Below are 26,040 nucleotides of genomic sequence, written 5' to 3'. Positions count from 1 at the left end.
CGGCAAGTTGAACCGATAGGTCGCCGAGGAGCTTGCTATCTGGCCGCAGGGCGTGGGCAAGAGGCGGCGGCGCTTCCTGGAGCGCAGGTTGGAAGGGGCTAGGCTGTGTCAACTACGCGCGCTACTCAAACGCGGCGAGCGTCCACGCTGTGGCATTGAAGCCGAGGTCGAGCGGCTTCGAGAGATCTCCCGCGCGGAACACCTTCGCCAGTTGCCACAGGTCGAACAGCCCCTGGGCCACCAAGTAGTGGCGCTCATTCAGCAGGTCGACGCCGCCTGCATCTCGGTCGCTCAGCTCCCGGTAGCAACCGAGTAAGCGTTCCTCGCGCACCCGGATGCCGAGGTCATCACTGGCTTCCCGGGCCTGTCCGTACTGTCCGGAGCGCGGGTCCTCGCAGAAATCGGCGACGACCGCGGACGCTTCGCGGATGCCAGAGCGGTAAAGGCCTTGGCTGGCGCGGCTCCCGTTACCCGGGCATGGCCGCAGCCACGTCGTCGTCGCCCGAACGGTCAAGAATCAGCGTCTGGCCGCCGCCGGATACATGTGGGCCCTCGCCGCCCCTCGCACTGAGGCCCCACGCGCCCACTGCGACCGACGACGCGCCGGCGGAGAACGCCACACTGCGGCTTTCAGAAACCTGTTCAACAATTTGCCCGGCTGCCTCTACTACTGCCGACAGCACCGCACGCTGTTCGACCCCAACCGGGCCTTCGTAGCACCCGTGGCTCTCGCAGCCTGAGTACCTACTTGACCAACCGGGGACATGAGATGTCTCCGACTGCTTGGTGATCGAGCGGTCGCGGGTGGGGACCAGGGTGCCGTCCATGATCAGTACGGTGTCCTAGCGGAACCGCTTGCGCGGTTAGTGCGCGCAGCGGCCCGAGGCGGTCGACGGCCGACTTCGAGATGCCGAACGGCGGGGCGAGCTGGCGCATCGTCAAGTTCGTGCGTTAGTAGGCCGCGACCAGCTGGATGCGCTCCTCCAACGGCAGGCTCCACGACCGACCGCGATGCCCGCCGGCCACGGTCCCGCGGCGTACCGCAGTTCCCCGCTTACGCGGGCTAAGTCAGGTGAACGGGGCTGTTCGGGACGGCTCCGGCGCCGAGATCGCCCTTGCACATCAAGGTCATCTCATGTGTGATCAGCCGTTACGGGAGAATCTTCGCCCGGACCGTGGACGATGCTTGGTCGCTGGGACTGCTCGAGACCCAGATGGAGCTCGGCTTGCACACCTCGGGATCGGCTTCGCGCTGACCAACTTCACCCAGTGTTTCCTTGCCGTGGATTCCGACCTGCTTCAGCGGGTGACCAAGGCACCCGCTGATGGTGCGGACAGTCAGACCCCGAGAACCTGCGAATCCACCCACGCTGCTACCCTCGCCGAAGCCGCGTGATCAACCCTCGTGTCCAGTTTCCGGGGACCAGCCCGGAGTCGGCGGAGTACTTACTCGTCTGAAGGAGTCGAGATCCGGTAAGTCCCCGAGGGCTGGAAGTGTTGGCTTGCGACGTCTTTTCCGACAAGGTTGAGCTCGAGCGTCACAAGATCCCCTATGTCGCCTGGGCGGTTGGGGTTGCTGAGTCGGCCGTCGAGGCGTCGCGCGCGGGATAGTGCCGGCGAGCACAGGCAGTTTTTTGGGGCTGCATGAGGAGTCAGAGCAATGACTTTGGTCTGTTTGGGTTACCGGGCTGGCTTTGCGGCGGCGGCCCGTGAGCGAGGCATACCGCTGCATTTCGTGGTCGATCGGGTAAGGCCGGGGTTGGCCGACCATCAGTTCTCACTGGTCAGCGACCTAGGCGATGCTCAGCAGGTGCTACGAACCGTTCGGGCGGCCGTACCCGAGCCTGATGGGGCAGTCACCGGGAACGAGCGCGCCGTGTTCTCAGTCAACGTGCTGCGTTTGGCCTTCGGCCTGCCCGCGGCGTCCGACTTCGAGACGGTCATACGGTTCCGTGACAAGCAAGTGCAGAAGTCACTGCTCGGGGAGGTACGGCGTGCCACGTGCCGCTACGTGTTGAGTAGTGACAACTACGCAACGCTGTGTAGTGATCTGGGGTCGAGATTCGTGCTTAAGCCGGCGGACGGCTACGGCGCAAGAGCGACGGCATTGGTCAGCTCGTCCACGGACCTTGAGGCCTATAGGCGGCACAATCCTACGAGCGGTGACGTCGACCTGGTCGGCGAGTCGTATGTCCAGGGCGAGGAGTTCCATGTCGATGGCATCTGGCGGCGCGGCGCCGCAACGTGGATGACCGTCTCTCGCTACACCACGTTGAATATGAGCTGGGTCGAGGGTAGCGCCCCCGGCAGTGCGCCGCTCGCAGGGCAGCAGTTGCTGCTCGACGACGAGGCGCGGGCGATGACGCGGCGTGTGATGTCCGCCCTCGAGGCACCCGACTGCGTCTTTCACCTCGAGGGCTACGTGAGTTGTGATGGCACTGTGACCTTCGGCGAAGTCGCCTCACGGCCTGGAGGCCCCCTGATTCCGGAGATACTGGCGCGAACCTACGGTATCGACCTCTACGGTGCGGCCATCGATATTGCGCTCGGGCTTGAACCGGCCGCGTCGCTGAGCGACCGCGTCGCGTCGCCCGTCTATGGGTGCGCCCTCCTCACGCGTCACCCGGAGGACGCTGTTACCGAGAACGATTTGCTACAGCGGTTCGATTTGGACGAGTGCTACTACCCGCCCGGGGACAAAGGACGGACAGGGGTGTACGGCCATTGGGGGCACGCCTATGTCCACGGTGTCGATCACGATTCAGTAATGGCATCCCTGCGTGCCGTTGCCGCCTGCGCTGGAGGTCGTGAATGACAAGTGAAAGTCATGGCCTGGCGATGCCTGAGCGGGTCTTGGTCGTGGGTAGTCGAAAATCTGTAGCCGAGGAAGCGCTTGACGCCCTCGGCATTGCCAAGCGTGAGTACCTCGGCGACCTGCTGGGCGGAGACCCAACTGATCAAGTTTACCCCGAACTGGTAAAAACCGCCGACAGTTGGCAGGCGCGCAACGGCGCTGCGGGCGTTGTGGCGACGTCGGACGGCACCCTGATGACTGCAGCTCATCTGCGTTCGCGCTACGGACTGCCTGGGCCGGGTCTGGACGAAACGGCGGTAGGAACCAACAAGCTTCGGATGAGGCAGGCCACAGCCGGGGCGGTGCGAGCACCGCGAGCATGGTCAATACGTTCGTTTTTGGCGATGGGACCTGACGAGATCGGCGTCAACGACGTCGTTATCAAGCCGCTTACTTCGTCGTCCTCGCGTGGTGTGCAACGAATGAGTGTGCCTGCAGCACAGGAGTGGCTTACTGGAGCTACTGAGTTCTTCGTCGTGGAAGAAGCGATCCATGTCGAACAGGAACTTCACGCCGAGGGCCTGACGGTCAACGGGGAACTCGTGTGGTTGGAGTGTTCCGCCTACGACCGCCCGGTGCTGTCTGCGCGACGGGGGGTGCGCACATCGCTGATCCTGCCGGCGGCCGATCCTCGACGGGAGTCGCTGAGAGAGATGGCTCAGGCCGCGCTGACGGCAATGGCTGTCACTACAAGCGTCTTTCACATGGAGTTCCTGGTACAGAACGGGGAGCTCCACTTCGGAGAGGTCGGGTTGCGCCCTGCTGGCAGCGGCCTGGCCGAACTTCTCGACGTTACGCTCGGCTCCGGCTTGTGGAAAGCGCATATATCAGCCCAAGTAGGGGTGGAGCCGCGCGACGCCACCCCGACCCGGGCAGCACTGCCGCTGACCGGACTCGTGATGGCAAGGCTTGCGGAAGACGGCCGTGCGCCGTTGGCTCAAACCGATGCCGAGCGACTGCCTGGCATCATCGGCACGCGGCGCGGCAATTTGGCTCGGGGTCAGGTCCCTCCTCATCCATGCGCTTCGGAGTATGCAGTGTTCTTCACTGGTCTCGACCGTGCTGGCCTCGATGGCCTGGTCGGAGCGGTGAGGGGTCAGCGTGCCTGACTGCTGTGATAGTTCACGCCTGGCGCAGGGAAACTTGGTTACTGCCAGCCTCGGATGAGTCGCGGTTTGCCGGGTTGGTCCGAGAGGGCACGACAGGAGAACCCCCCTTATGACCAGCGCGAACGCCTCCGGCATAGACGCGGCACGGAGGCCGCAGTGACCACCGCCCATTCCCGATGGCGGCCATTGCGCACCACCTGATGGCGGTCGACCTCGTCACGCTGATCAACGAGCTCGGCGATGTACTGGTCGACCTCAGCCGCCAGCATCCGTCGAGCGCCCTCACGGACGATCTCGTCGATCAGGGAACCGAACTGGACTCGGTACTGCTGGGTTCCTCTTTCGTTGGGTATATGTCTTGGTTGCGGGCCCTCTGTGCGAGGGCGAGGATTGGGGCGGGCGCCTCCTGCTCGAACTCGCGCACCCACGCCACCATCTGGTCACCACGTCGGTGTTGGAGCAAGTCATGGAACGTGCGGGCGAGGTCACAGGCTCGTGCGATATCGAGGAAGGCCAGGCGCACGGTCAGGAGTTCGTCCTCCTCGCGGCGCGTCAGGGCACCGCGGGGCAGCTTGATCCATTTGGTGATCTTGCGTGGGCGGGGGACAGCGCCGCGGGCGGGTTTGACGGTGCCGGCCCGCAGTCCGGCGACGTAGTGGCGCACAGGCAGGTCACTGCCCTCGTCTACACGGTCACGGATCTCGAGATAGAGGTCAGCCGGGCTTGTCACACCATCGCTGAACCGCTCGGTAACGTAGGTGGTGTAGCACTCAAGCACCCCTTTTGGCGCGTCCCATGCGCGACGAGGCGAGCGGGTGTCGAGGTCGGTATCGCGGAAGCGGCGGCCGGTCGTGCGGTCCAGGTGCAGGTGGCGGGCGATCGCGGAGAAGAAGCATTTCTCCCGGAGCAGGTGGCGGATGTCGGAGTATCGGTCGACGGTGCGGAGGCCATCGTCGTGGGCGGCAGCGACGAGGGGCGCCCCCCGGGCCCACGACTACGAGGCCGGCGCCAGCTGTCCGGCCAGTGCGGCTACGGCTGCACCGTCGAGGGAGTCGACCGCGTGCAGCTCGGCGATGCCGGGGGCGCAGTGCAGGGCGGTGACGTCGGGCTCGAGGGACAGAGAGCGGCACAGGGCGTGTTCGCGGGCGCCGTTCCGACGACGAGGACCCTCCCGGGGTCAGCCTAACGAGGTCTTTGTGCGGGCCGATTAGGGGCCGGGGAGTAGCGACCTGTACGTTCCTCCAAGCCGGGGCGGCTGGGCTACTCGTTCGTGAACTCTTCCTTCACCGTCGCCCCGAGCTCCTTCACGATCAGTTCGTAGCCCGAGAGGGCCGATTCATTCAGGTCGGGGTCGTCGTCCTCGGGGATGTCGTCCTCGATGGAGACCGGGGGGGCGGTGTCCTGGGCGGGGCCCGTCGGTGCGGAGGCGGGGGCTACGGTGAGCGGGGCCGCCGGTGTGGGAGCGAATCCGGACCCCGATTCGGGTGCGGAGGCGGAGACGGTGGGCTGTGCGGGTACCGGGCGTTGCGTGGCCGGGCCGCTGCCGTAGCCGCTTGCCCCGCCTCCGCCGCCGTTGAAGCCTGTCGGGGCGGCCATCGCTGCGGAAACCGAGCCGCCGGATGGGTCGACGATCGCCTCGATCTTCCACTGGACGTCGAACTGCTCGGCCAGTGCCCGCTTCAGGACGTCCTCGCTGCCGCTGCTGGCGAAGTTGTCGCGGGCGCCAGCGTTGACGAAGCCTAGCTGGAGGGTCGTGCCATCGAAGCCGGCCACCTGGGCGTTTTGGCTGAGGAGGATCCAGGTGAAGCGGCGGCGATTCTTGACCGCTTCCAGGATGTTCGGCCAGAGCGTACGGGGGTCGAGGCCGCCACTCGGGGGTGCGGAGGAGGCGGGAGAGGGCGACTGGGGGAGGGATGGGGGCTGGGGCTGGCTGCCGCCCCCCGGGGCCGCGGTGGGCCAACCGCCGGGGTGTCGGCCGCTGCCGACCGGGCCTGCGATGGGCCAGGCGCCAGGGGTGAGGGCGAGGGACTGTGACTGGGGTTGGGGCTGCTGGGCGGTGGCGTGTGCGGGTGCCGACGGCTCCGGGGCCGTCAGCTGGGCAGCCGCCGGCGGGGACGTGGGAGCCACGGGGCCCGCAGGAGCCGCAGGGGTTACGGGAACCGCAGGAGCTTGGGCGACGGCCGCCGCGGGTGCGGGCGCTTCCTGGCCGTACGGCGCTGCGGCAGGCGTTCCCATGGCCCCGGGCGGTGTACCGCGACCGTTCGGTGCGCCGGATGCCCGTGCCGCCGCACGAGCGGCGGCCGGACCGCCGCCGGGCGGGACGGGAGGACCACTGGCGGAAGCGGTCTGCGCCGCACCCCCGTGGGCATCCGGACTCGGCAAGTACCCCATGGGGGGAATGCCGCCGCCGGCCGCGAAGCTCACCGTCCGTTCCAGGCGGTCTAGGCGGGCCATCATTGAGCGCTCGTCGCCGTAGGCGGCGGGGAGCACGATGCGGGCGCAGATGAGTTCGAGCAGGAGGCGGGGGGAGTTGGCACCGCGCATCTCGGTCAGGCCCTCGCTGACCAGGTTGGCTGCGCGGCTGAGCTCGGCGTCGCCGAAGGCGCTTGCCTGGGCCTGCATCCGCTCGATGACGTCGGCGGGGGCGTCGATGAGGCCCTTCTCTGCGGCGTCCGGCACAGCGGCGAGGATGACGAGGTCGCGCAGGCGCTCCAGCAGGTCGGTGGCGAAACGGCGCGGGTCGGTGCCCCCTTCGATGACGCGGTCCACCACCTCGAAGGCGGCGGCGCCGTCGCCGGTGGCGAAGGCCTCAACGACCGAGTCGAGGAGGGAACCGTCGGTGTAGCCGAGGAGGGAGGTGGCCATGGCGTACGTCACGCCGTCGGGCCCGGCAGCGGCGAGCAGCTGGTCCATGACGGACATGGCGTCACGCACGAAGCCGGCGCCGGCGCGGACCACGAGCGGCAGCACACCTTCCTCGACCGGGATGTTCTCACGCCCGCAGACCTCGCCGAGGTAATCGCGTAGGGTGCCGGGCGGCATGAGCCGGAACGGGTAGTGGTGGGTCCGCGACCGAATGGTTCCGATGACCTTCTCGGGCTCGGTCGTGGCGAAGATGAACTTGAGGTGCTCCGGGGGCTCCTCGACGACCTTTAGCAGCGCGTTGAACCCCGCCGACGAGACCATGTGGGCCTCGTCGATAATGTAGATCTTGTAACGGCTGCTCGCGGGGCCGAAGAATGCTTTCTCGCGCAGCTCACGGGCGTCGTCCACACCACCGTGGGAAGCGGCGTCGATCTCGATGACGTCGATTGAACCCGGCCCGTTCCTGGCCAGGTCCCGGCAGGACTGGCACTCGCCGCACGGGGTCGGCGTCGGCCCCTGCTCGCAGTTCAGGGACCGGGCCAGAATCCGCGCGCTGGTCGTCTTGCCACACCCACGCGGCCCGCTGAACAGGTACGCGTGATTCACCCGGTTGTTCCGCAGCGCCTGCGACAACGGGGCGGTAACCTGCTCCTGCCCGATGACCTCGGCGAACGACTCCGGGCGATAGCGGCGGTACAGCGCGAGAGGCGACACGCGTGCGAGCTTACAGGGGCTCACTGACATTGATACTCGTAGGCGGGTTCCGGTGGTCGTGGCTCTGCCACTGACTGACGCCCTGCTGGGTTGTCTTCGGGTTGTACCGTCCGGCTGCCGGGGCCTGTTCTCCATGGCTCCGGCCGGGCGGAACATGACCTGATAGCGCCTCTGTGTGTCAAGCGGCTTGGGCGAGGTGGTTCCGTTGGTCGCGTTTCATGATCCGGTCGACCACGTTGGACAGGCGTCGCTTGAGGGCTCGGCGGGCCTCCGAAGGCGTCTTGCCCTCGCTGATCTTGCGGAGGTAGTAGTCCTGCCCGGGCCCGCCGTCGCGGATCTGGCAGACGGCGATGGTGTGCAGCACCGAGTTCAGCGCGCGGTTGCCGCCGGTGTTGAGCCTGTGGCGGACGTTGTTGCCGCTGGAGGCATCCAGGGGTGCGCTGCCGGTGTAGCTGGCGAAGTGGTGCTCGGTGGGGAAGCGGCCGACGTCCCCGATGTGGCCGATGACCTTGGCGGCCAGGACGGTGCCCAGGCCCGGCAGGGTGGTCAGCGTGGTGCGGGTCGCGGCGACGGCCTCGCGCATTTCGGCTTCGTTGTCCTTGACCTGCCGGTCCAGTCGGCGCAGGTCGGCCAGCAGGTCACGGGCTATGTCCCGGCGGCAGTTGTCGGTGGCGGTGACCGGGCGGATGCCCTTTATCAAGGCGGCGGCCTTGTCGGCCGACAGTCCGGTGGGTGCTCCGCCGGGCAGGAGATCGCGCAGGACGGCGTGGAGCCGGTTCAGGACGCGGGTGCGTTCGTGGACCAGGTCGTCGCGCCGTTCGGTGAGCAGTCGCAGGATCGTGGTCTGGTCTTCCTGGACCACGGGTCGCAGGTCGTGGCGGAAGAGGGCGACCTGGGCGACGTGGAGGGCGTCCTTGGCATCGGTCTTGCGGTCTCCGCCGGTGGCCAGCAGCCGGGCTCGGGCCGAAAGGGTGGAGGGCACGTCGACCACGCTCTCGCCCGCGGCTGCCAGCTGCTGGGCGAGCGAGCGGCCCAGGCCGCCGGCACCCTCGACCGCGAAACGGCGTTCGGGCCACTGCTCGCACCAGCGCATCAGCTGGCGGAACGTGCCCGCGTTGACGACGAACCGGCGCTGGGCCACCTGATGGCCTGCGGCGTCCACGGCGACGGCGGTGTGGGACGACTTGTGGGGATCGACACCGATCAGGATCACAGGCTGCTGCCCTCGCACTCGATGAGACGGGAAGGGAAGTGCGGTGGGCACCCTGACTTGAAGTCACTGCGTCACCCTCATGCCTCTGTCGAGCCACGCCGCGCGGGTGTCGGCCAGCGGCGGCACGCTATCAGTGAGCCAGCCCGAGGGCGGCAAGGAGCACTGCGGGCCCATGCCGACCGACACCCTGGACGCTACGGCTGCAGACCGAGCGTCTGGGGTCAATTCAACAAGTCAGGAGCTTGGCCAGAAGCCCCCTCAATGTCCTGTCTGCCCCACCCGACCGGGTGCCGCCTCCGGCTAGGAAGGCACCTCCAGCATGACAGCAGCAGGCAGAGCAGGCACGGTCGGTCAGGGTGTGTTCAGCGGCGTGGACTCCCACGCCGCCACCATCCACGTCGCGGTCGTCACCGACAACGGCGGGCACCTCGCCGATGCCGAATTCCCCACCACCACCGGACACACGGCAGCCCTCGCGTTCCTGAGCGCCCACGGAAACGTGAGCGCGATCGGCGTGGAAGGCACCGCATCCTACGGAACCGGCTTCACCCGCGCCGCCCGCGCCGACGGCCTGACCGTCGTCGAGGTCAACCGCCCCGACCGCGCCGAACGCCGCCGCAGCGGCAAATCAGACCCCATCGACGCCTACGCCGCCGCCCGCGCCGCGCTGTCCGGGCGCGCATCGAGCGCACCCAAGGACGACACCGTCACCGCGTCCGCGCCCCCCACAACGCTGCCCGGTCCGCGGTCAAAGCCTGCACCGCCGCGATGAACCAGATCGGGCACGTCCTCATCAGTGCGCCCGACACCATCCGGGCCCGCTACCGGACGCTGCACGGCAAACTGCTGATCGAGGCCCTTGCACGCCTGCGTCCCACGGGAGACGCCATCTACAACGCCGTCCTGACCGCCTTGGAGAGCCTGGCCCGACGCGTCCAGGCCCTGGCCGCCGAGCACCAGGAACTCACGGCCACGCTGGACGACGCCGTCACCGAGCTCAACCCTGGCCTGCGGGCCGCTCACGGCGTCAGCCCTGACGCCGCGGCCCAGCTGCTGATCACCGCGGGCGGCAACCCCGACCGCTTCCGCGCCGAGGCATCGTTCGCAGCTCTGTGCGGTGTCGCGACAGTGGGCTGCCTCCAGCGGCAGGACCACCCGCCACCGCCTCTCACGCGGCGGCGACCGCGCTGCCAACGCTGCCCTCTACCGGATAGCACTCGTCCGCATGGCCAGCGACCGCCGCACCCGCGACTACGTGGCCTGGCAGACCGCGGCCGGCCGGACGAGAAGGAGATCATCCGGCTTCTCAAACGCGCCATCGCCCGGGAAGCGTTCTGCTACCTGACCACCACCGTCGCAGTCTCCGAGATCGCGGACCTGCGGCCCACACGCCAGGCCAAGAACATCACCCTCACCGCCGTCGCCCACCACTTCGGCGTCTGGCCCGCGGTCATCTCCTGCATGGAACGCGGCACCCGCCGCGACGACCACCTCGCCAACGCCTACGGCGACTGGCTCACCGCCGCTTGACAGCCAATTGGAGTTCAACTAAGACCGCGTGCGGCCGTATCATCAGCACGAGGAGCGAGTTCAAGGCGACTTCCACACTCTGTACAAGAGGAGATCAACAACTACAACGCGTAGTCGTCTCACGAACTTGTGCCAGACCCTCCGGAGCGACGTTACAGGCACGGTCGGTCGTGGAGCCTGCCGTTGGAGGACCACATCCTGCTGGTCGCGGCCCACTAGCGCACGAAACTTGACGATGCGCCAGGTTCCCCCGCGATTCGGCATCTCGAAGTCGGCCGCCGACCGCGGCTCTAGTCGAGCTCCGCTTTGATCCGGCGCCCGTCCGGTGACCAGGCAGGTGCGGATGGGAAGGTCCGGGATTCACCGGCCCCAACTCGTCGGCGCAGATCACCGTCGAACCGACGGGCGGGTAGGTGTAGAGGCCGGTGATCCTTATCTTTTTGGGACGAAGTCCGGGTCCTTCGAACGTGTCCAGGGCCGGGTGCGGCGCCAGCGCACGTCCTAGGCGAGCAGGATGCGCCTGACCTGCGAGCGACCCACCTCGATCCCCTCGGCCCGCGCCGCCGCGGCCAGGGAATCCAGAGTCCACTCGGGTGTCTCGGACTCGTCGAAGGCCACGGCTCCCTGACCGGCTCCCACATCAGCCGCCCAGGCGGCACGGTCTTGGCCAGAGCAATGGACCTCGACCGTTCCTCCTCGGTGATCCGCCGCCTGCGGTCATGACCGCCCAGATCATCCAGCCCTTGCAGGCCCGAACGGTTGAAGCGGTGGAGCCAGCACCGGACCGTTTCCTCGTTGCAGTCCATTTCCACGGCGATCGCTGGCACCCGTTCCTGAGCCCTGCGGCGTTTGGCTCTCCGGGGTCGTGGTCGTGCAGGGGGAGTGGTGGGGCGGAAACCGTTCAACGCGCACAGCCGTGTGACCGAGGTCGTGCCGCGTCTGGCTGAGGTCGAGGCGGATGTACAGAACTTCGTCGAGTCCCACATGGAGACGATGCTGGGCGTCACGTTCCTGGCGAGCGAGTACGTCATCGGCTGCGCTGACGGCACGTTGTTGTGACCTGCAGGTGCAGGTCGGCGGGAGTTCACACGACCGCATGAGAAATTCATCGTTCAGTCGGGAATCCCGAAGCTTTGGCTGTATCCCTTACGCATGCGCCAATTCTGTGAACCGAGCGGCCGATGACTCTTGCTGTCGTCCGCAATCTGGCCTCGGCCCGAGCGTTGCGTACCGCGGAGGAGATCGAGGTCGTTGAACAGGAGACCGTCGATCAATACGCGTTGGCGAGGACTGCCGCCGGCCTGACCGATGGCTACATCGGAGGTAACCGGACGATGGTGATCTTCTTCGTAAAATATACCTCGGGTAGCTATAGTGAAGTAGTGCAGACACCCGAGCGCGACCCCGTGATCGGCCCCTGCGATCGTGTGTCGCATGGGTGAACTGGTTGAACGGGTCGATGAGTACGACCACGTCGTGTCGGTCGTCAGCCGGGGAGAGGCAATTCGGCAACGCTGGCTGCACCGCATCGCGACAATCGTGTGCCGCGACGGCGCCGGGCGGATCCTCGTACACCGTCGTCCGGACGAGGTATCCCGCTTCCCCGGGCAATTCAACTGGATGCTCGGCGGCGCCGTCGAAGTTGGCGAGTCGTACGAGGAGGCCGCAGCCAGGGAACTGGCGGAGGAGCTCGGGGTTCGTGCTGATCCCCGCTTCGTGCTCAAGTTCCTGTGCGACGGCGCGATCAGCCCCTACTGGCTGGGCCTCCATGAAGCCGTGATCACAGCACCGGTTCAGCCCAACCCCCAGGAAGTCGCCTGGTTCGATTGGCTGACCGAGGCTGAACTCGAAGAGACCGTCCGCCGCTCCGAGTTCGTCCCGGATGCCCGCGAGGCGTTCGACCGATATCGAGCCACGGGCGCCCCGATCCACCCCCTCGGTTAGGCCCAGCATCGCTCCACTGCCCTTCGGTTCATGGGGATCAAAGACGTCGGTATTCGTGAACTCGCGGATCTTTCAGTGTATCCGGGCATCTGTGTCGGATAGTGAGAATTCGTGCTGGTAAAGCAGGTGTTGCAAGATGAATGATCGTCCGGCGACCCTCTAGCCTCGATCTTTCGTGATCGGCCGTCAGCCTCGGTTGGCGGCCGTTTCTCGTTCGGGATCGGAGTGTGGGCGGGCCGATGGCCCGATGTCGCGTCGGGTGGGCGCCGGTTTCCACGGTTCCGGTAGGTGGTTCTTCTGCTCGGCGGGTTGGGTTGGTGCTGGTCAGGTGGGGTTCGGGAGAGTGTCGAGCCGGTGGACCGCGTCTGTGATCACGTCGGTCCAGGGCCAGTGCCGTGCGAATCTGAGGTGTCGGCGGCGGGCGGTGGTGACGAGCTGGGCGGCGGCGGAGAACAGCCGTAGCCGCAGGCGGCGGGGCTCCCAGAGCCGGGGTTTGCCGGTCAGCGCGAGCATCGGCAGCCAGGCCAGCAGGTCGAGCGCGAGGGAGACGATCTCCAGCCAGATCCGGTTCTGCGCGGCATCGTGCAGGGGCAGGTTGCGCAGGCCGGTGGCCCGCGCGTTTCGAATACGGTCTTCGGCCCGTGCTCGCCTGCGGTGCCGCAGCTCCAGGTCCGCGATCTTTCCGTCTGCGGTGTTGGTGGCGAAGGCGGTGAGGCGTAGTCCGTCGGCGTTGGTGAGGCGCAACTGGGCTCCGGGGTGGGGCCGTTCCTTGCGGACGATCAGCCGCATCCCCTTCGGCCAGCCCTTGAGGACGTCTCCGTCGAGCTCGGCGGTCCAGGCCCCTTCGCGGATCTCCCCACCGGGCTCGATCGCGGGCGTCCAGGCGGAGGCCGGGACCTTCAGCACGGCCTGATGGATCTGCTCGGTGATGGTCATCCCGACCGAATACGACAGCCACCGTCCTCGTTTCGAGAGCCAGGCGAGGAACTCATGGGTGCCGCCCGCGGAGTCGGTACGGATCAGTGTGCTGCGGCCCCGCCGGTACTTTTTGGGGAGCTGGGCCAGGGCAAGTTGCGTGGCGGTGACGTGGTCGGCGGCGGTATTGGATCCTGCGTTCCCCGGCCTCAGCAGAGCTGCCACCGGTTCTCCGGTGCCGCCGCTGCCGTGGTCGACGAAGCCCATCAGCGGGTGGTGGCCAAAGGTCTTCTTCCAGGTCGCGGCCGCATCCTGCTTCTCGGAGTGCGCGAGCATCAGCACTCCGTCCAGGTCCACGATCACCTCTCCCGTGGCGTCCGGTGATGAGGTGCGGGCCAACTTCCATACGCGTTGCCGTACTTCGGCCCGCGCGGAGCGGATCGCGACCAGAGCCCTTGGTCCGGAAGCGGCGAGAGCATCGATGAGACGAGAGACGGTGGGGTCGGAGGCCACCGGACCGAACACGGCCGGCTCGGCCCGCAGTACGCCAACATCGGCCAGGCAGTCCCCGCCGAGCGCGACCGCCAGGGCCACATCCAGCAGGATCTTGCCCGGATCATGCACCGCCCTCGGCCGCCGCCCCGGAGCCAACGCCGCCGATATCGCCGTGTCCAGGCCGGTCTTGCGGGCGGTCTCGACCAGCAGCACCCCGCCGGCCTGTGAAACCACCCCCTGACCGCCGCCCTCGATACGGACACGAGGGTAGGACCCGATACGCTTCTTCACCTGAGGAGTGCTTCTTTCCACGCGACGACCTGGACCCTAGACAAGTCCCATCGTTACAGGTCAGGGGCACTCTTCGCGTTTCCGATCACGCATCGGACAACCCGCCTCGTGAAAGCCCGAGGCTAGAGCCCACGGCCACGGTTGAGGTGCGCGAGGGCATCCATCGGCATCCGGATCTCCGATCTCGCCTACGGCTACGCGCTCACCGGGCGCACTCACCGCTAATTGCGGGCGGAGGCCCCCTTCGCCTCTGGTGGGCCACCCACCAACTGGACGCCGCGAGACCTCACCGTCCGTGGGGTGTGCGAGGCGCGAACAACCCGGACCCTACCGTGCTTCCCCGGCGCTGGGTCGTCGAACGCACCCTCGGTTGGCTCATGCAGCACCGCCGCCTTGCCCGCGACTACGAAGCCCTCCCGCACCGCTCCGAAGCCATGATCCACATCGCAGCCATCAACCTCATGATCCGCCGGCTCACCGCCGAAAACACACTCACTTGGCGGGGCGCCTGACTCTAAATGAAACGGACAACATAGAACCAAACGCCCACTTAGAGGTCGTTTTCATCTTAGGTGCCCTGATTTTGGGCGATTATCTCTTCTCGTGACGCGGTGTGTATGGGTCGGTGGAGGTGGTTCTTGCTAGCGGGACTGGTGGTGTGATTGCTGGGGTAGAGGTTGGCCTGCGCCTGTCTCATTCCAGGACGCCCGGGTATGCCCGTGCTTCGACGCGACAAGATGCACGCCTGGGCGCACGCCCCTTGGCGGCGGTATGACCGGGCTATGACAGAACGTCGCGCGTATCCAAGTGATCTGTCCGATGCCCGCTGGGAGTTGATTGAGCCGGTGCTGGCCGCCTGGCGCTTCGAACGTCGCGGCCGGGCCCTGGATTTCGGCCGACCACCACGGCATGATCTGCGCGAGATCATGAACGCGATCTTGTATGTGGACCGCACGGGCTGCCAGTGGGCATACCTCCCGCACGACTTCCCGCCGCATCAAAGCGTCTACGGCTACTTCGCCAACTGGCAGAAGGACGGTGTCTTCGCCCAGCTCAACGGTCTCCTCAGGGAGCTGGTGCGACGGCAGGAGGGCCGCAAAGCCGCTCCATCCGCCGGGATAATCGACGCGCAGAGCGTCAAGACCTCCACGAGTGTCCCCGCCAGAAGCCAGGGCATCGACGCGGGCAAGAAGACATCCGATGCGAAGAACGTGTCAAGCTGCGAGGGTGAGACGGGGTTCTGGCGAGGTCGGGAAGGCTACGTTCTCGTTGAACGGGACGCGGTGAGTCAGGCAGTGGTGTAGGCAGCCGATCATTCGATTGAAGAGGTTCCTCTGGGCGGCCGTGTGCCGGTCTCCCCCCTCACGTCGGCGGTCATAGTGAGCCCGTGCTCCGTCTGAGTGGGCCATCGCTGAGAAGGCCCACATGTAGCCGACTCCGGCCAGGCGCTGGTTTTTCACCCTGCGGGCCGCGACGGACACGCTCTTGCCGGAGGCCCGGGTGACCGGCGCGGAACCTGCGTACGCCTTCAGTCCTCTGGCATCGGCGAACCGAGTCCTGTCGTCGCCGATCTCGGCCAGGACCCGAGCCCCGCTGAGCGGACCCAGCCCTGGGAAACTGGTGATGATGCTGGCATCAGCATGTGCCTCAAACGCCTGCACTGCAGCTTCGGCAAGATCATCGGCGCTCGTGCAGGCGGCTTCCAACTGCCGGAGCAGCGCGAGTGCCTGGCGACCCATTGCCTCCTCGACCAGGGGTCGATGGCGCATCTGCGTTGCGCGAAGCGCGCTGTGCAGACGCTCGATCTCCCTGTCGATGGTGTTCTTGCGGCCGGCCTTCTTCAGCACGGCTCGCAGCTGCGTCCTGGTCAGTTTGGCCGCTTGGCGCGGAGCCGGCGCCGCGGCCAGGAGAGCCCGGGCTATGGGGTGATAGATGCCCTCGCGGCGGTTTCCGACGGCGGCCAGGTAGCTGGGGAAGTACTCGCGCAGGTGGGAGGTCAGCTTGTTGCCGGCCTGCGTTCGGTCCCAGACGGCGTTCTGCTGTGCGCGGGCAAGGACGGCGACGGCCTGGGCCACCTCCGAGTCGGCGGGAAGCATGCGGTGCGCGGCCGCGTCGGTGCGGAGAATGTTCGCCAGGACCATGGCGTCCAAGTGGTCGGACTTCTTCCGGGAGACCGCGTGACGGTCCCGGTATCGTGCGGCGGCCATCGGGTTGATGGCGTAGACGGGGCGGCCGGTTGCCCGAAGGCAGGCGACCAGAAGTCCGCGGGAGGTCTCAATAGCTACGGGGATGGGATCCTGCGGACTATCGCCATGCTCGGCGAGCATCTGAAGCAGCTGGTCGAACCCTTCCGCGGAGTCATCGATGCGAGCCCGGGCCAGCAGCGAACCCGTTTCGTCGACGACGGCTATGTCGTGGTGGTCGCTGGCCCAGTCGATGCCGCAGAACGCTCTCACTCGCCTCACCCTTCTCATCGAACCTGTGTTGCGGCTGGTCACAGCCATGCAGGGCATGCGTCTCTCTAATGGAAGGGCTCGATGGCCCGACATCCGATTAGCCGTTCATGACCCCAGCGACCTGCGGGGCCCTCGGTCTTGGTCGGAGCTGTTGGCTCCCGAGCGCGTAAGAGGTAGTCCCCGCAGGGGGCTTGGACCACGATCATCATCGGTGACCAAGGGTTTGCTCTCGATGCCAACGGCAAGCGCCAGCACACGTCAGTCTTCTTTGAGGGCTCACGGCCCCGATCGTCGGTGGACGTTGTGCTGACGCCAGCGGTCGGTATCGAGGCGCTTCACCGGGCTCAGCTACCGCCCATTAGATCGTGGGCCGCAAGCGCAGCATCCTCACCGACACCCTCGGCCTGCTGCTGGCGGTGCTGGTCACCGCGGCCAGCGTCCAAGACTCCACCGCCGGCCGGACTCTCCTGGAGCAGGCTGCTGCCAACCACCCCGGCCTGCGCAAGGTCTGGGTCGACGGCGGCTACCGCAAGCATTTCGTCGAGCACGCCGCCACCTTCGGAGTCGACGCCGAAATCGTCCAACGCACACCCGGGACCAGGGGATTTACCCCTATCCCGAAGCGCTGGGCGGTGGAGCGCACCTACGGCTGGCTGATGCTGCACCGCCGCCTGGCCCGCGACTACGAAACCCACCCACACCGCTCCGAGGCCATGATCCACCTCGCCATGACCGACCTCATGGCCCGCCGCCTCGCCGGCGAGAACACCATCTCCTGGCGTGACCCGGCAGCAGCACACCAAAGCCGTATTCAGGGATGAAATCACGGGACGAAACGACCTCTTACGGGGTCTGTGGGTCAGCGGTTGCGGGAGAACGCGATGCGTGGATCCGGCGCACTGGCTGCGGGGGCCGAGATGGCGGGGGCGGGGACCGGCGTCTTGCCGGGGAGTCCGGCGCGGGCGGGGCTGGCGGCGAGCGCGGCGGCGTTCATGACGGGAAACCTGGGATCCGCGCTGCTCTGGGCGCGGTCTTGGCGCGCTGTGGCGGCAGGAGCTGGTGGGCGGTGCGCGGCAATGTCCTGGGCGAGACGCGTGTGTACGGCTACCCGCAGATCGGCCCGGTTCATGGACACCGTGGCCCGTGCCACCGCGCCCAGGGCCGCGCCGCGGTCGGTTTCGCGGGGCAGCGTGTAGATGTCGAGTCGCTGGTCGTGCTGCCAGCCGTGCGTTTCGAGGAGCTGACCGCCGCGGAAGGCGTTGTCGGCGGTGGCGGCGACGATGCCGAGCTGGGGGTGTTCGGCGAACGCCACGTGGGGCTCGGCGCGCTGGGAGCGGTCACGCACGGGATGTGCGTCGGCGGACAGCTCGGGGTCGTATGCGGCATCCGCTTCGACCTGGTAGCCGGCCTTGCGCAGAATCGCGACGGCCCGCGTCGCCCTGCCCTGCCCATCGCGCTGCTGATCAGCGAGCGCGTACAGGGCGGGCTCGTTGGGGACGGGGCGGAAGTCGAAGCCGTTCAGCATCCAGGCGCTTGCGGCCAGGTGCTTGGGGTTGCTGGCGACGATGCCGAAGTCAGGGTGGTGGCCGATCGCGATGTCGGGCAGCAGGTCGTGCTCGGAGGTGGGCATGGCGGATCCATTCGGAAGGGAGCTGAACGAGGAAGGGGGCGGGGGCGGGCGGGGTTCTGCGGGTGCGGGTCATCGCGGGATCTCCAGGAAGGGGCACGGTCAGCGACCGGTAGCGGACGAGGAACGGACGGCGTTCTGCGGAACGGCTGGCGGACCGTATCGGTCGGGAGGCATCGGGTCGGTGTGCGCAGGTGAGGTCGCGTAGGCGGCCTGCTGTAGTGCGGTGGGCTCGGGCGGTCCGGGGACGGGCGTACGGAGGAACTGGCAGGTCGTGCTCACCTCGGTGGTGATGTCTCCGAGGGCTTCGGCGGCTGCGACGAGCCGGTGCCACAGTGCGTAGGCCGGTTCGTCCTCGTGGTAGGCCTGGACGCGGCTCTCGAAGTGCCGGGACACCGCCCACAGGACTGACGTTGCTTCGGCCAGGGCACCGCCCTTCGGGTCGAAGTAGGCCGCGATCAGCTGGGCCACCTGCTCCCAGGTCTCGGCGTCCTCCACCTGCTCGGACAATTCGCGCAGCGCGGTCCGTGCCACCTGGGCGTGATCGGGAACAGACATCGGGGACTCTCCTGATGGTCAGCGGCGGCGATGGGCCACAGGCGTCGTACTGCCCGGCAGTGTTACGGCCGACGGGGTGGCCGGCAGGCGAGTGCCGGCACGGCTGGGGGAGGAAGCGGCGGCGGCCTGCGCCCGGCGAATCGCTTCCCCGGGCGCGGTGGGAGCGTGGCGAACGGCTGCGCTTTGTGACCGCTGGGGGTGGCCGGTGTGTCGGTCGGCCAGGTCACCGCGCAGGGAACGGATCTCCAGGGCGTAGGTGTCCAGCTGCTTGGTGAGGTAGCGCAGCCGGTTCGCGTAGTGAGGATCGGCCGGTTCGCCCAAGCCCTGCCACCAGTCGGCCGTCGCGTTGAGGACATCCGCGACGGCGTGCAGGACTCCGTCGTCCGGGGCCGTCAGCTCGCTCAGGGCAGCGACGACCTCGCGGGTATGACCGGCAGTGGTGATGGTCTGAGAGAGGGAGCCGATCCGGCTACCGGCACTCAACTCGTCGTGGGTGCGCACCGGCAGGCTGCGATCGAGCAGGCGGGGATCGCAGGAGACGTCGAAACCCTCGCCCCGCACGATGCCTACGGCGCGGGTGACCGCCTGGCGCTGCTCGTGCGGGTCGGTCATACCAGTGGGAAGCCGGTGATAGAACTCGCGGAACAACACGGGTACGAAGCCCGCACGGTGGAGTGCCGCGTCGGCCGCCCTTTCCCGACCCGACCCGGCCCCGGTTCGGGCCGGGGCGGCAGGCCGAGCTGGTCCAGGCGGATGTCGATGCGCGCGAGCAGGGGCGCGATGCTGCCGCCGTACCGGGCGTCGGAACCGCCCGGCTCGGAGTCGTAGAGCACGTCGTGGGGGAACGCGTCGTCCGGGTGTCCGCGGGTCGCCGTCCAGCCCCCGGGGTACCCAGGAGGGTGGTTGGTGGCCGGCTCCTGGGGCGGGGAAATGATCAGGACGCTGCCGTCGGGAAGGTCCGCGCGCACGATGCGGTCGCTCAGGCCGTATTCAACGGAGCAGGTCAGACCACGTTCACGCAAGGGATCGATCAGGTGGGTGTAGGGGTACCCCGGGCCATCCGGCCGGGGGGAGGGGCCGGTGGTGCGGGCGGTGACGTGGGGGCCCTCACGCTGAAAGGTGACCGTGATCCGGTCGGGATACATGGCGACTCCTATGTGGCTGAACTGTCCGGCAGTGTGTGGCGAACAGCCGCAGCCGAGTGGTGGTGTGGGCGGATGGTGGGTCCAGGATGTGGCTGTGGCGCGGTTTGGCCCGGCCGGACATGGGTGATATTCGGAACGTCAGCGCGGGCGGCGTATGGCATCCGAACTCGGCCTGCCCGGTGAGGCCGATGCACTGGGTGGGGCGTTGTGGAGCGTGGGCGCGGAGCGGGCGAGGGCCGCCTGCAAACGCTGTTCGGATTCGGAGGGTTTGCTGTCAGTCCGTCCGGTCAGGTGCTGGGCGGCACGCACCAAGGCCAGCCTGCTTCCCCCCAGTTCGTCGGCGTGGTGCCAGCCCTCGGCGTTGCGGAAACTCCCGTTCCCGGTTCTGGTAGATCTCCTGCACCCAGGGCAGCGAGGCTGTGAGCTGCGCCGTGGTCTCCTGCCAGTCGCGTTGGAGCTGAGCCGCCCCTTCGAGATGGGTTCCGATCTCGCGCAGGCGCCGCAGGTCGGCGCTGATCGGCCCGTCGAAGTAGTCGGCCGCGGTTGCCGCAGCCTGGACGCTGGCGAGTACGGCGGGTCCGTGCGCGAGGAACATCTCGACGTGCTCCCAAGCAGCTGCGTCGCGTGCCACCTTGCCCTCGGCTTAGCCGATTTCGTCGACTGGCCAGCCGTCCTGGTCGCAGAAGGAATCCGAGACCGCATCCCAGCGGGCCGTTGCCTGCTGGATGCCTTCGGCTGCGGCGGTCAACGCCCGGATCCGCACCGGCCACACCGCCTATTCGTACCGGGGGAGGAAGCGGCGAGCGATGTCGGTTGCGGCCCGGACGGGGTCGGCGCCGACCACGATGGCCCTCGGCGCGTTCGCGTCACCGACCGAGTCCTTGCCCAGCCCTGCAGGAGCCAGCGCTCCGACGATGAACTCCGCACCCCGCTGCGGATGGGTAGTGACGAGCAGACGATCGTTGCCAGCGGTCATGACGGCGGCCCGATGGGGCCGATACTCGGAGATGGCCCATTCCAGCGTTTGGTCATCCCATACCTCGTGGAACGGATCCTCCCAGTCGGGGCGGGGATCTGGGCGGTGGGCAGTGGCGGCCCAGGTGCCAGGCAGGCGTGCGGCGATCTGGGCTGCGAAGCGAACAAGGTCGGGATGGGCGGGCGAGTGGGGCATGTGGGTGCACTCCTGTTTCAGAATTGCCGCCGATGCTCGGGCAGGGCTGGTCGTGGGGTTGGCTCGCTAGGCGATGCGGGAGGTGCGGGCGCTCTTGGGTTCGCGGTGGTGCCGGTCCCGCTGGATGCAGGGGTCAGTAGCGCTTTGAACAACCGCACTTCTCCGGGGCGGCACCGGGACAGGGAAGCGGGCAGTTGGAGTGAACTCACGGGGTTTTCACCGCATCCGGGCGTCAGTGTCGAACAGTTGGCGCTCGGCTGGGTGGAGGATGTGTTGCGTGATGAAGCTCCGACCTGCGACTTTCCACAGCCCACGGCCTTTGGTGAGGGCGGAGACGGCCTGGGTTTCGACGCCGGTCAGGCCAAGTAGGGAGGCTGCGGCGGCGAGCTGGTCGGGTTCTTGGCGGTAGATGATCCGGGTGGAGCAGTCGGCCAGGAGCCCCTCGGCCAGGACTCGGCCGCGTGAGCCGGCACTGCCTGCGGAGAGCAGGTCGGACAGGCGGTGGATCACCATCAGGTTGGCGATGCCGAGGCCGCGGGAGAGCTTCCACTGGGACTGCATGCGCTCCAGAAGACCGACGTGACGCATCACGCGCCATGCCTCGTCATAGATCACCCAGCGCCTGCCTCCGTCGGGGTCGGAGAGGGCGGATTCCATCCAGGCGCTCGCGCAGGTCATGGCCAGGACCAGTGCGGTGTCGTCGCCGGAGCCGCCGAGGCGGGACAGGTCGATGGACAGCATCGGTGTGGTCGGGTCGAAGGCCACGGTGCTGGGGGCGTCGAACATGCCGGACAGGTCGCCGTGGACGAGGCGGCGTACGGCGTGCGCGAGGTCTTGGGCTGCGGGTCCGATGCGTCCGGTCTGGTCGCCGAGGGCTTGGTCGAGGCGTTCGGGGGAACCGAGGATGTGGGCGATGTCGCCGAGCAGCGGCACGGTGCCGCGTGCTGCCGCGTCGGTGACGACCACGTCCAGGGCCAGGTCCAGGGCGGTGTGTTCCATGGGCAGCAGGTCCCGCTTGAGGACGGTGCGCGCGAGGCCGGCTAGGAGCAGAAGGCGCCGCTTGCGGATCTCGGTCGACCAGTCCTCTTCCCGTACCGAGGCGGGGCGGGCCGGGGCGTCCAACGGGTTAAGGCGGCCGGGCAGCCCCGGGCCCAGGGCGATGGTGTAGCCGCCGAGCGCGTGCGCGACGGTTGTCCATTCGCCCTTGGGGTCGCAGGGCACGTAGACCCGGTAGCCGTGGGCGATCGCCCGCATTGCGATGGACTTGGCCAGCGCGGACTTGCCCATGCCAATGATCCCGGCGAGCACCGCGTTGGGGTTGGTGAACCCTTCGATGCGCCCGCTGCTGTAGAGGGAGAACGGGTCGTAGCAGAATGCGGCCTCGGCGTGGACGTCGCGGCCGATGTAGATGCCGTCCGAGCCCAGGCCGCCCTCGGCGAGAAACGGATAGGCGCCGGAGACGGTGGCGGTGGTCATCCGGTGAGCGGGCAGAGCGAGCTTGCCACCGCGCGCCGAGGAGGGGCCGGGGCGCCCGGACAGGGGGTAGGTGGGCCGTAGGTCCGGATCGAAGGTCTCCTGGTCGCGGCTCGTGGTCGGGGTTTCGGCGAGGCGGGCCTGGCGGCGGGCGGTGGCGAAACCGGCACGGGCGGCTCGCTGCTCGGCGCGCGAGGACTTGCGGGGGACGAACAGGTGGGAGGCGCTGGCGCGAGTCCGGGGCATGAACGTTTCTCCGGTGCGGTGTCGAGGTCAGTAGCGGACGAGGCCGGTGAACGGCGCCTGGAGGTCCGCTGGGGTGGTCTGGCGGCGGACCAGGTGCGCGGTGCGCTGGTGGCGCTGGCAGATGGTCAGCTCCGGAGCGCCCTCTGGCACCCGGGCCCGGCACGCTTCGCGGTCGGGGATCTCGCCCGATTCGGTTCGGGGAGCCGCGTGGTAGGCGGTGTGGACGTGTTCGGCGGCCTGCCAGATCCGGGTCCGGGCCACGCGCAGCTGGTTGCCTTCGATCGGGACGAGTTGCCCGGTGCGGGCGGTATGGGCGTCGAACAGGCCGTGCAGGGAGATGAGGTGGGCGTGCAGGGTGTCAAGCTCGGCGCGGGTGGTGACCAGCGGACCGCCGGGGACGTTGAGTGTGCGGTGGAAGTCGAGTGCGGCGGTGGCGAAGGGCACGAAGTCCTGCGCGGTCGGGGTGGCGGTGCGGGACATGGAGGTGCCCTTTCGAAGCGGGGTAGTGGCCGGTTAGGCGGCGAGGGTGAGGGGCATGGCGGCGGCGGTGAAGGCTTCGGCCTGCTGCCAGGTGAGCGGGCGCAGGTCGAGCTGGGCTCCGACCGCCGCGGTCTCCACCACGGCGCAGGCGGAGCGCAGTTGCTCTTCGGAGTCGGCGGAGACGGTCATCAGGCCGGTCAGGGCGACATCGGCGTGGCCGGCGATGAGCTGGCGTTCGCGGGTCTTGATGTCCTGGTACTCGATCGAGTCGGCCTCGGAGTCGACCTGGCCGCGCCGGGCCCGTTCGGCGGCGTCCGCGATCACGGACGACTTCTTGCGCTGGACATCGCGCAGCGCGGCATCCAGGCCCTTCGGCGCGTAGGACAGCGACATCGTCCGCCGCACCCCGGCGGTGAACAGCAACTGGTGCAGGAAGCCCGCGCTGGTCTCGATGCGGGGCCAGTTCTCCACCCAGTACGTGGTGTGGAACGCGGTGTCGGTCGCGATGTGGTCGGCCTTCTCAACGACGACCACGGGGCCGGCAGCCGCAGGGTCGGCGGCGGGGCGGCCAGAGGCGGACCAGCGGTCGAGGGCCGCACCGGAGGCGGGGTCGTAGGCGGTCCGGACGACGGCCGCGATCTCGGTTGCCGACAGCCAGCCGGTGGGGTTGAGTCCCGCGGTGCGGGCAGCCTGGTCGAACGTCGAGGTCAGCTGGGACAGGACGCTGAACCCTCCGGTCAGGCCGCCACCGGCCTGGTTGATCAACCGGCGTGCGGCCTTGGCATCCAGGGAAATCGCGACGTACGCCTCGTGCGGGGCGGCGGCCGGTCCGGCGGAGGCGATCAGCTCGCTGTAGATCTTCCCTGCCATCGGGGCGTGGGGGTTGCCGTGCTCGGCCCAGTACCGGCGCAGCGCGTCGCCGGAGTCCGGCACGGTGCGCTCGATGACCTGGATCCGGGCGACCTGCCCGGTGCGTGCCAGCGCGGCCAGCGCGCGACCCCACCCGGAGACGTTGCGGTTCTGGGTGACGGGGTCGAGTAGGGCGTAGGCGCGGGAGGAGACCTTGACGACGGCGGTCAGTGTTCCGGTGTGCGGGTTGTGGACCGCGCCGTATCGGCGGTCGGGGGCGGTGACCACGCGCAGGCTGGCGGCGGTGCCGGGCAGGTGCAGCAGACCCTCGCGCACCGGGCGGTGCGCGGGACGGGTCAGCCAGATCAGCTGACCGCGCAACCGACGCAGCAGGTAGCGGGTGACGATCGGTGCCCAGTCGGCCAAGGACCTGCCGCGGTGGAGGAGGAAGACGCCCAGGGCGATGGCGGCCCACAGGGGGATGAGTTCAAGCGCGCCGACCACACCACTGGTGAGGATGACGGCGAGCAGCAGCAGACCGGTGAGGCCCACGACGAGCAGCTGCGGGACGGTCAGGCCGAGCAGGACGCCGCGGCGGGAGCGGTGGGGGAACTTCACGGTGGCCGCGGCTACGGCCTGGAGGTTGTCGGGCATGGCGGTTCCAAACAGTGGGAACGGGCGGGGAAGGGCACGGGCGCGGCGCTCTTCTGGAGGTCATCGAGGGACTCCGTTGTGGGGGAGTGGGGGCGGGCTGCACGTTGGTGCGCTGCAGCCCGCCCCCGGGGTGGTGGTTAGGACCCGGACGGTGGCTGGGTGGGGAAGACCCAGCTCGTGGGGGACGGGGAGCCGGTCGCTGGCGGACCGGTTTCGGGCGTGGGCGGTGCCATAGCGGGCTGGGCGGTAGGTCCGCCATCAGGGCTTTCGGCAGGTCGGTTGATCAGCGGCGGGAGGCCGGGGCGCTGGATGAGGGGCTGGCCCTTGTCACCCGGTGCGCCCGGGTCTTCGCCGAAGCGGAAGTTGGTCTGGGGCTGCGGCGGTCCGGGGTCGATGCCCTCTTCGCTGGTGTTGCCGGAGGGGTCGATGCCGGAGGCGACGCCATCGGCGCCGGTGCCGGGGACCTGGCTGGGTCCCTGGGGGGCGGGGGTGCCGGTGCTGGCCTGCATGGCGAGGCTGCCCGCGGTCTTGGCTGCTCCGGCGGCGACAGCTATCCCGGCGACGCCGGTGCGATGCAGGTCGTCGTGGCCGCTGCCGTCGGTGGCCCAGTGCACGAACTTGTAGGTGGTGTACGGGCAGAGCAGCACCAGGATCATGACGACGATGCCGGCCATCGCGTCGGACAGGGCGGCCATGCCGTCCTGCGGGTCCGACTTGCCCATCGCGGAGACGCCGATCAGGAAGACCACCGTCATCAGGAGCTTCGAGACGACCAGGGTGGCGGTGGCTTCGATCCAGCCCCGCCGCCAGCGTTTGGCGACCTCCCAGCCGCCGCCGGATCCGGCGAAGACCGCGAGGGCGACCAGGACCAGGACGCCGACCTTGCGGGCGACCATGACGCCCCAGTACATGAACGCGCCGATCGCGCAGCCCACGGCGACCACGGCTGGGACCGTCCAGCCCAGGCCGTACATCGCCCCCAGTTCGTTGACCTTGATGACGCGGCGGATCGCGTCGTCGGTGGAGGTGTTGGCTGCTTGGAACAACCCGTCGGACAGTGCGTCGACCACGGTGATGGCCACCGAGGTGAAGGCGATGGCGCAGAAGGAGAACAGGACGCCGGTCATCGTGCCGATGACGGCTTGGGCGAGGGCGCGTTCGTCGCGTCGCCAGGCGGCGGACATCAGCTGCAGGCAGAACGTGCCCACGGTCAGGGCGAGACCGATGGGTAGCAGCAGCTCGTAGTTCTCGCGGAACCACGGGGCGTTGAGGTTGATGGCGGTGGTTTCGTTGACGGCCTTGGCCGCGAGGTCGGCGGCGCTGGCCGCCAGTTCTCCTGCGGATTTCGCGATCCACGCGCCGATGCCGTCGGTGACGGTTCCCGCGGGGTTGCTGACGAAATCGACGGCGTCGCAGACGCTGCCCATCAGGGGGAGGTCACAGACTCCCAT

General features: G+C 68.2%; 22 protein-coding genes and 8 pseudogenes. 11 read left to right on the top strand and 19 right to left on the bottom strand.

The window, feature by feature from the left end:
- The first annotated feature begins 346 nt into the window (after positions 1-346).
- Positions 347-571 (top strand): transposase, encoded by a 225-nt coding sequence (locus tag C6N31_RS44110; RefSeq protein WP_307811538.1) that lies wholly within the window; start codon positions 347-349, stop codon positions 569-571.
- 202 nt (positions 572-773) lie between these two features.
- Here the strand turns inward: C6N31_RS44110 and C6N31_RS44105 are convergent.
- Positions 774-1,110: pseudogene (locus tag C6N31_RS44105) on the bottom strand (transposase family protein); the annotation flags it as partial.
- A gap of 550 nt (positions 1,111-1,660) precedes the next feature.
- On the opposite strand from C6N31_RS44105, the gene C6N31_RS24180 reads away from it, so the two are divergent.
- Both C6N31_RS24180 and C6N31_RS24175 read left to right on the top strand, forming a co-directional pair.
- The gene (locus C6N31_RS24180) at positions 1,661-2,815 is read left to right on the top strand and encodes an ATP-grasp domain-containing protein (protein ID WP_198358159.1); all 1,155 of its coding nucleotides are present in this window, start codon (positions 1,661-1,663) and stop codon (positions 2,813-2,815) included.
- Complete coding sequence (locus C6N31_RS24175) at positions 2,812-3,963, top strand: ATP-grasp domain-containing protein (RefSeq protein WP_198358158.1); 1,152 nt, start codon at positions 2,812-2,814, stop codon at positions 3,961-3,963. The genes C6N31_RS24180 and C6N31_RS24175 overlap by 4 nt, the downstream gene beginning before the upstream one ends.
- A 122-nt stretch (positions 3,964-4,085) precedes the next feature.
- On the opposite strand, the pseudogene C6N31_RS44100 reads toward C6N31_RS24175, so the two are convergent.
- The 5 genes and pseudogenes from C6N31_RS44100 to C6N31_RS24160 form a co-directional block, all read right to left on the bottom strand.
- Positions 4,086-4,316 (bottom strand): annotated as a pseudogene (locus tag C6N31_RS44100) (IS256 family transposase); the annotation flags it as partial.
- Positions 4,265-4,741, bottom strand: a complete 477-nt coding sequence (locus C6N31_RS24170) for a hypothetical protein (RefSeq protein ID WP_198358157.1) — start codon at positions 4,739-4,741, stop codon at positions 4,265-4,267. The gene C6N31_RS24170 and the pseudogene C6N31_RS44100, both read right to left, overlap by 52 nt.
- Positions 4,742-4,915: 174 nt before the next feature.
- Positions 4,916-5,136 (bottom strand): annotated as a pseudogene (locus tag C6N31_RS44095) (phosphoribosylamine--glycine ligase); the annotation flags it as partial.
- 87 nt (positions 5,137-5,223) lie between these two features.
- On the bottom strand, positions 5,224-7,542 hold the full coding sequence (locus C6N31_RS24165; protein ID WP_198358156.1) for a DNA polymerase III subunit gamma and tau: 2,319 nt from the start codon (positions 7,540-7,542) through the stop codon (positions 5,224-5,226).
- Positions 7,543-7,720: 178 nt separating this feature from the next.
- The gene (locus tag C6N31_RS24160) at positions 7,721-8,755 is read right to left on the bottom strand and encodes an IS110 family RNA-guided transposase (RefSeq protein ID WP_307811534.1); all 1,035 of its coding nucleotides are present in this window, start codon (positions 8,753-8,755) and stop codon (positions 7,721-7,723) included.
- Positions 8,756-9,074: 319 nt separating this feature from the next.
- Here C6N31_RS24160 and C6N31_RS44090 point away from each other — a divergent pair, with 319 nt between their 5' ends.
- Together C6N31_RS44090 and C6N31_RS46960 are read left to right on the top strand one after the other, a co-directional pair.
- Positions 9,075-9,527 carry an IS110 family transposase gene (locus C6N31_RS44090; protein ID WP_232485576.1) on the top strand — a complete coding sequence of 151 codons (453 nt, stop codon included), beginning with the start codon at positions 9,075-9,077 and terminating at the stop codon, positions 9,525-9,527.
- A complete protein-coding gene (locus tag C6N31_RS46960; protein WP_438817427.1) occupies positions 9,524-10,285 on the top strand; it encodes a transposase in 762 nt (253 codons plus the stop codon). The genes C6N31_RS44090 and C6N31_RS46960 overlap by 4 nt, the downstream gene beginning before the upstream one ends.
- Positions 10,286-11,031: 746 nt before the next feature.
- Here C6N31_RS46960 and C6N31_RS45950 read toward each other — a convergent pair.
- Positions 11,032-11,091 (bottom strand): annotated as a pseudogene (locus tag C6N31_RS45950) (helix-turn-helix domain-containing protein); the annotation flags it as partial.
- Positions 11,092-11,203: 112 nt separating this feature from the next.
- Between C6N31_RS45950 and C6N31_RS45945 the strand changes: the two are divergent.
- The 3 genes and pseudogenes from C6N31_RS45945 to C6N31_RS24135 form a co-directional block, all read left to right on the top strand.
- A pseudogene (locus tag C6N31_RS45945) lies at positions 11,204-11,332 on the top strand (transporter); the annotation flags it as partial.
- A 134-nt stretch (positions 11,333-11,466) separates the two neighbouring features.
- A complete protein-coding gene (locus C6N31_RS24140) occupies positions 11,467-11,727 on the top strand; it encodes a hypothetical protein (protein WP_198358154.1) in 261 nt (86 codons plus the stop codon).
- On the top strand, positions 11,720-12,229 hold the full coding sequence (locus C6N31_RS24135; RefSeq protein WP_198358153.1) for an NUDIX hydrolase: 510 nt from the start codon (positions 11,720-11,722) through the stop codon (positions 12,227-12,229). The genes C6N31_RS24140 and C6N31_RS24135 overlap by 8 nt, the downstream gene beginning before the upstream one ends.
- 324 nt (positions 12,230-12,553) lie before the next feature.
- On the opposite strand, the gene C6N31_RS24130 is transcribed toward C6N31_RS24135, so the two are convergent.
- On the bottom strand, positions 12,554-13,930 hold the full coding sequence (locus C6N31_RS24130) for an IS1380 family transposase (protein WP_198358152.1): 1,377 nt from the start codon (positions 13,928-13,930) through the stop codon (positions 12,554-12,556).
- Positions 13,931-14,262: 332 nt separating this feature from the next.
- Between C6N31_RS24130 and C6N31_RS24125 the strand changes: the two are divergent.
- Both C6N31_RS24125 and C6N31_RS24120 read left to right on the top strand, forming a co-directional pair.
- Positions 14,263-14,442, top strand: a pseudogene (locus C6N31_RS24125) (transposase); the annotation flags it as partial.
- 270 nt (positions 14,443-14,712) lie between these two features.
- Positions 14,713-15,123 (top strand): annotated as a pseudogene (locus tag C6N31_RS24120) (transposase); the annotation flags it as partial.
- Between the two features lie 21 nt (positions 15,124-15,144).
- On the opposite strand, the gene C6N31_RS24115 reads toward C6N31_RS24120, so the two are convergent.
- Positions 15,145-16,404, bottom strand: coding sequence for an IS110 family RNA-guided transposase (locus tag C6N31_RS24115; RefSeq protein ID WP_198358232.1), 1,260 nt, complete (start codon positions 16,402-16,404; stop codon positions 15,145-15,147).
- 344 nt (positions 16,405-16,748) lie between these two features.
- Between C6N31_RS24115 and C6N31_RS24110 the strand changes: the two are divergent.
- Positions 16,749-17,207, top strand: a pseudogene (locus tag C6N31_RS24110) (transposase); the annotation flags it as partial.
- Positions 17,208-17,245: 38 nt separating this feature from the next.
- Here C6N31_RS24110 and C6N31_RS24105 read toward each other — a convergent pair.
- From C6N31_RS24105 to C6N31_RS24060, 10 genes are all read right to left on the bottom strand, one after another.
- Positions 17,246-18,016 (bottom strand): hypothetical protein, encoded by a 771-nt coding sequence (locus C6N31_RS24105; protein ID WP_198358151.1) that lies wholly within the window; start codon positions 18,014-18,016, stop codon positions 17,246-17,248.
- Positions 18,017-18,115: 99 nt separating this feature from the next.
- Positions 18,116-18,571 carry a hypothetical protein gene (locus C6N31_RS24100; protein ID WP_198358150.1) on the bottom strand — a complete coding sequence of 152 codons (456 nt, stop codon included), beginning with the start codon at positions 18,569-18,571 and terminating at the stop codon, positions 18,116-18,118.
- An 18-nt stretch (positions 18,572-18,589) separates the two neighbouring features.
- A complete protein-coding gene (locus C6N31_RS24095; RefSeq protein WP_198358149.1) occupies positions 18,590-19,183 on the bottom strand; it encodes a hypothetical protein in 594 nt (197 codons plus the stop codon).
- The gene (locus tag C6N31_RS24090; RefSeq protein ID WP_198358148.1) at positions 19,180-19,716 is read right to left on the bottom strand and encodes a hypothetical protein; all 537 of its coding nucleotides are present in this window, start codon (positions 19,714-19,716) and stop codon (positions 19,180-19,182) included. Before C6N31_RS24090 ends, C6N31_RS24095 begins: the two co-directional genes overlap by 4 nt.
- A 274-nt stretch (positions 19,717-19,990) precedes the next feature.
- Positions 19,991-20,311 (bottom strand): hypothetical protein, encoded by a 321-nt coding sequence (locus C6N31_RS44075; RefSeq protein WP_232485575.1) that lies wholly within the window; start codon positions 20,309-20,311, stop codon positions 19,991-19,993.
- A 180-nt stretch (positions 20,312-20,491) separates the two neighbouring features.
- A complete protein-coding gene (locus C6N31_RS24080; protein WP_198358147.1) occupies positions 20,492-20,887 on the bottom strand; it encodes a hypothetical protein in 396 nt (131 codons plus the stop codon).
- Between the two features lie 216 nt (positions 20,888-21,103).
- The gene (locus tag C6N31_RS24075) at positions 21,104-22,606 is read right to left on the bottom strand and encodes a putative type IV secretion/conjugal transfer ATPase (RefSeq protein ID WP_198358146.1); all 1,503 of its coding nucleotides are present in this window, start codon (positions 22,604-22,606) and stop codon (positions 21,104-21,106) included.
- Between the two features lie 27 nt (positions 22,607-22,633).
- Positions 22,634-23,086, bottom strand: coding sequence for a DUF6238 family protein (locus C6N31_RS24070; protein WP_198358145.1), 453 nt, complete (start codon positions 23,084-23,086; stop codon positions 22,634-22,636).
- Between the two features lie 33 nt (positions 23,087-23,119).
- A complete protein-coding gene (locus C6N31_RS24065; RefSeq protein ID WP_198358144.1) occupies positions 23,120-24,589 on the bottom strand; it encodes an SCO6880 family protein in 1,470 nt (489 codons plus the stop codon).
- Positions 24,590-24,726: 137 nt separating this feature from the next.
- Entirely contained in the window at positions 24,727-26,040 is a 1,314-nt protein-coding gene (locus C6N31_RS24060) for an SCO6881 family protein (RefSeq protein WP_198358143.1), read from the bottom strand.

The organism is Streptomyces fildesensis (assembly GCF_016107395.1).
Classification (GTDB): domain Bacteria; phylum Actinomycetota; class Actinomycetes; order Streptomycetales; family Streptomycetaceae; genus Actinacidiphila; species Actinacidiphila fildesensis.
This window is presented reverse-complemented; position numbering and strand designations above follow the sequence as displayed.

Bases quoted from the DNA above. Each gene is read 5' to 3' on its own strand.
- C6N31_RS44090 (WP_232485576.1), top strand. From the start codon at position 9,075: ATGACAGCAGCAGGCAGAGCAGGCACGGTCGGTCAGGGTGTGTTCAGC.
- C6N31_RS24105 (WP_198358151.1), bottom strand. From the start codon at position 18,016: ATGCCCACCTCCGAGCACGACCTGCTGCCCGACATCGCGATCGGCCAC.
- C6N31_RS24140 (WP_198358154.1), top strand. From the start codon at position 11,467: ATGACTCTTGCTGTCGTCCGCAATCTGGCCTCGGCCCGAGCGTTGCGT.
- C6N31_RS24135 (WP_198358153.1), top strand. From the start codon at position 11,720: ATGGGTGAACTGGTTGAACGGGTCGATGAGTACGACCACGTCGTGTCG.
- C6N31_RS24100 (WP_198358150.1), bottom strand. From the start codon at position 18,571: ATGTCTGTTCCCGATCACGCCCAGGTGGCACGGACCGCGCTGCGCGAA.
- C6N31_RS24065 (WP_198358144.1), bottom strand. From the start codon at position 24,589: ATGCCCGACAACCTCCAGGCCGTAGCCGCGGCCACCGTGAAGTTCCCC.
- C6N31_RS46960 (WP_438817427.1), top strand. From the start codon at position 9,524: ATGAACCAGATCGGGCACGTCCTCATCAGTGCGCCCGACACCATCCGG.
- C6N31_RS24080 (WP_198358147.1), bottom strand. From the start codon at position 20,887: ATGCCCCACTCGCCCGCCCATCCCGACCTTGTTCGCTTCGCAGCCCAG.
- C6N31_RS24095 (WP_198358149.1), bottom strand. From the start codon at position 19,183: ATGACCGACCCGCACGAGCAGCGCCAGGCGGTCACCCGCGCCGTAGGC.
- C6N31_RS24180 (WP_198358159.1), top strand. From the start codon at position 1,661: ATGACTTTGGTCTGTTTGGGTTACCGGGCTGGCTTTGCGGCGGCGGCC.
- C6N31_RS24115 (WP_198358232.1), bottom strand. From the start codon at position 16,404: ATGAGAAGGGTGAGGCGAGTGAGAGCGTTCTGCGGCATCGACTGGGCC.
- C6N31_RS44075 (WP_232485575.1), bottom strand. From the start codon at position 20,311: ATGTTCCTCGCGCACGGACCCGCCGTACTCGCCAGCGTCCAGGCTGCG.
- C6N31_RS24175 (WP_198358158.1), top strand. From the start codon at position 2,812: ATGACAAGTGAAAGTCATGGCCTGGCGATGCCTGAGCGGGTCTTGGTC.
- C6N31_RS24090 (WP_198358148.1), bottom strand. From the start codon at position 19,716: ATGTATCCCGACCGGATCACGGTCACCTTTCAGCGTGAGGGCCCCCAC.
- C6N31_RS24075 (WP_198358146.1), bottom strand. From the start codon at position 22,606: ATGCCCCGGACTCGCGCCAGCGCCTCCCACCTGTTCGTCCCCCGCAAG.
- C6N31_RS24070 (WP_198358145.1), bottom strand. From the start codon at position 23,086: ATGTCCCGCACCGCCACCCCGACCGCGCAGGACTTCGTGCCCTTCGCC.
- C6N31_RS24060 (WP_198358143.1), bottom strand. From the start codon at position 26,040: ATGGGAGTCTGTGACCTCCCCCTGATGGGCAGCGTCTGCGACGCCGTC.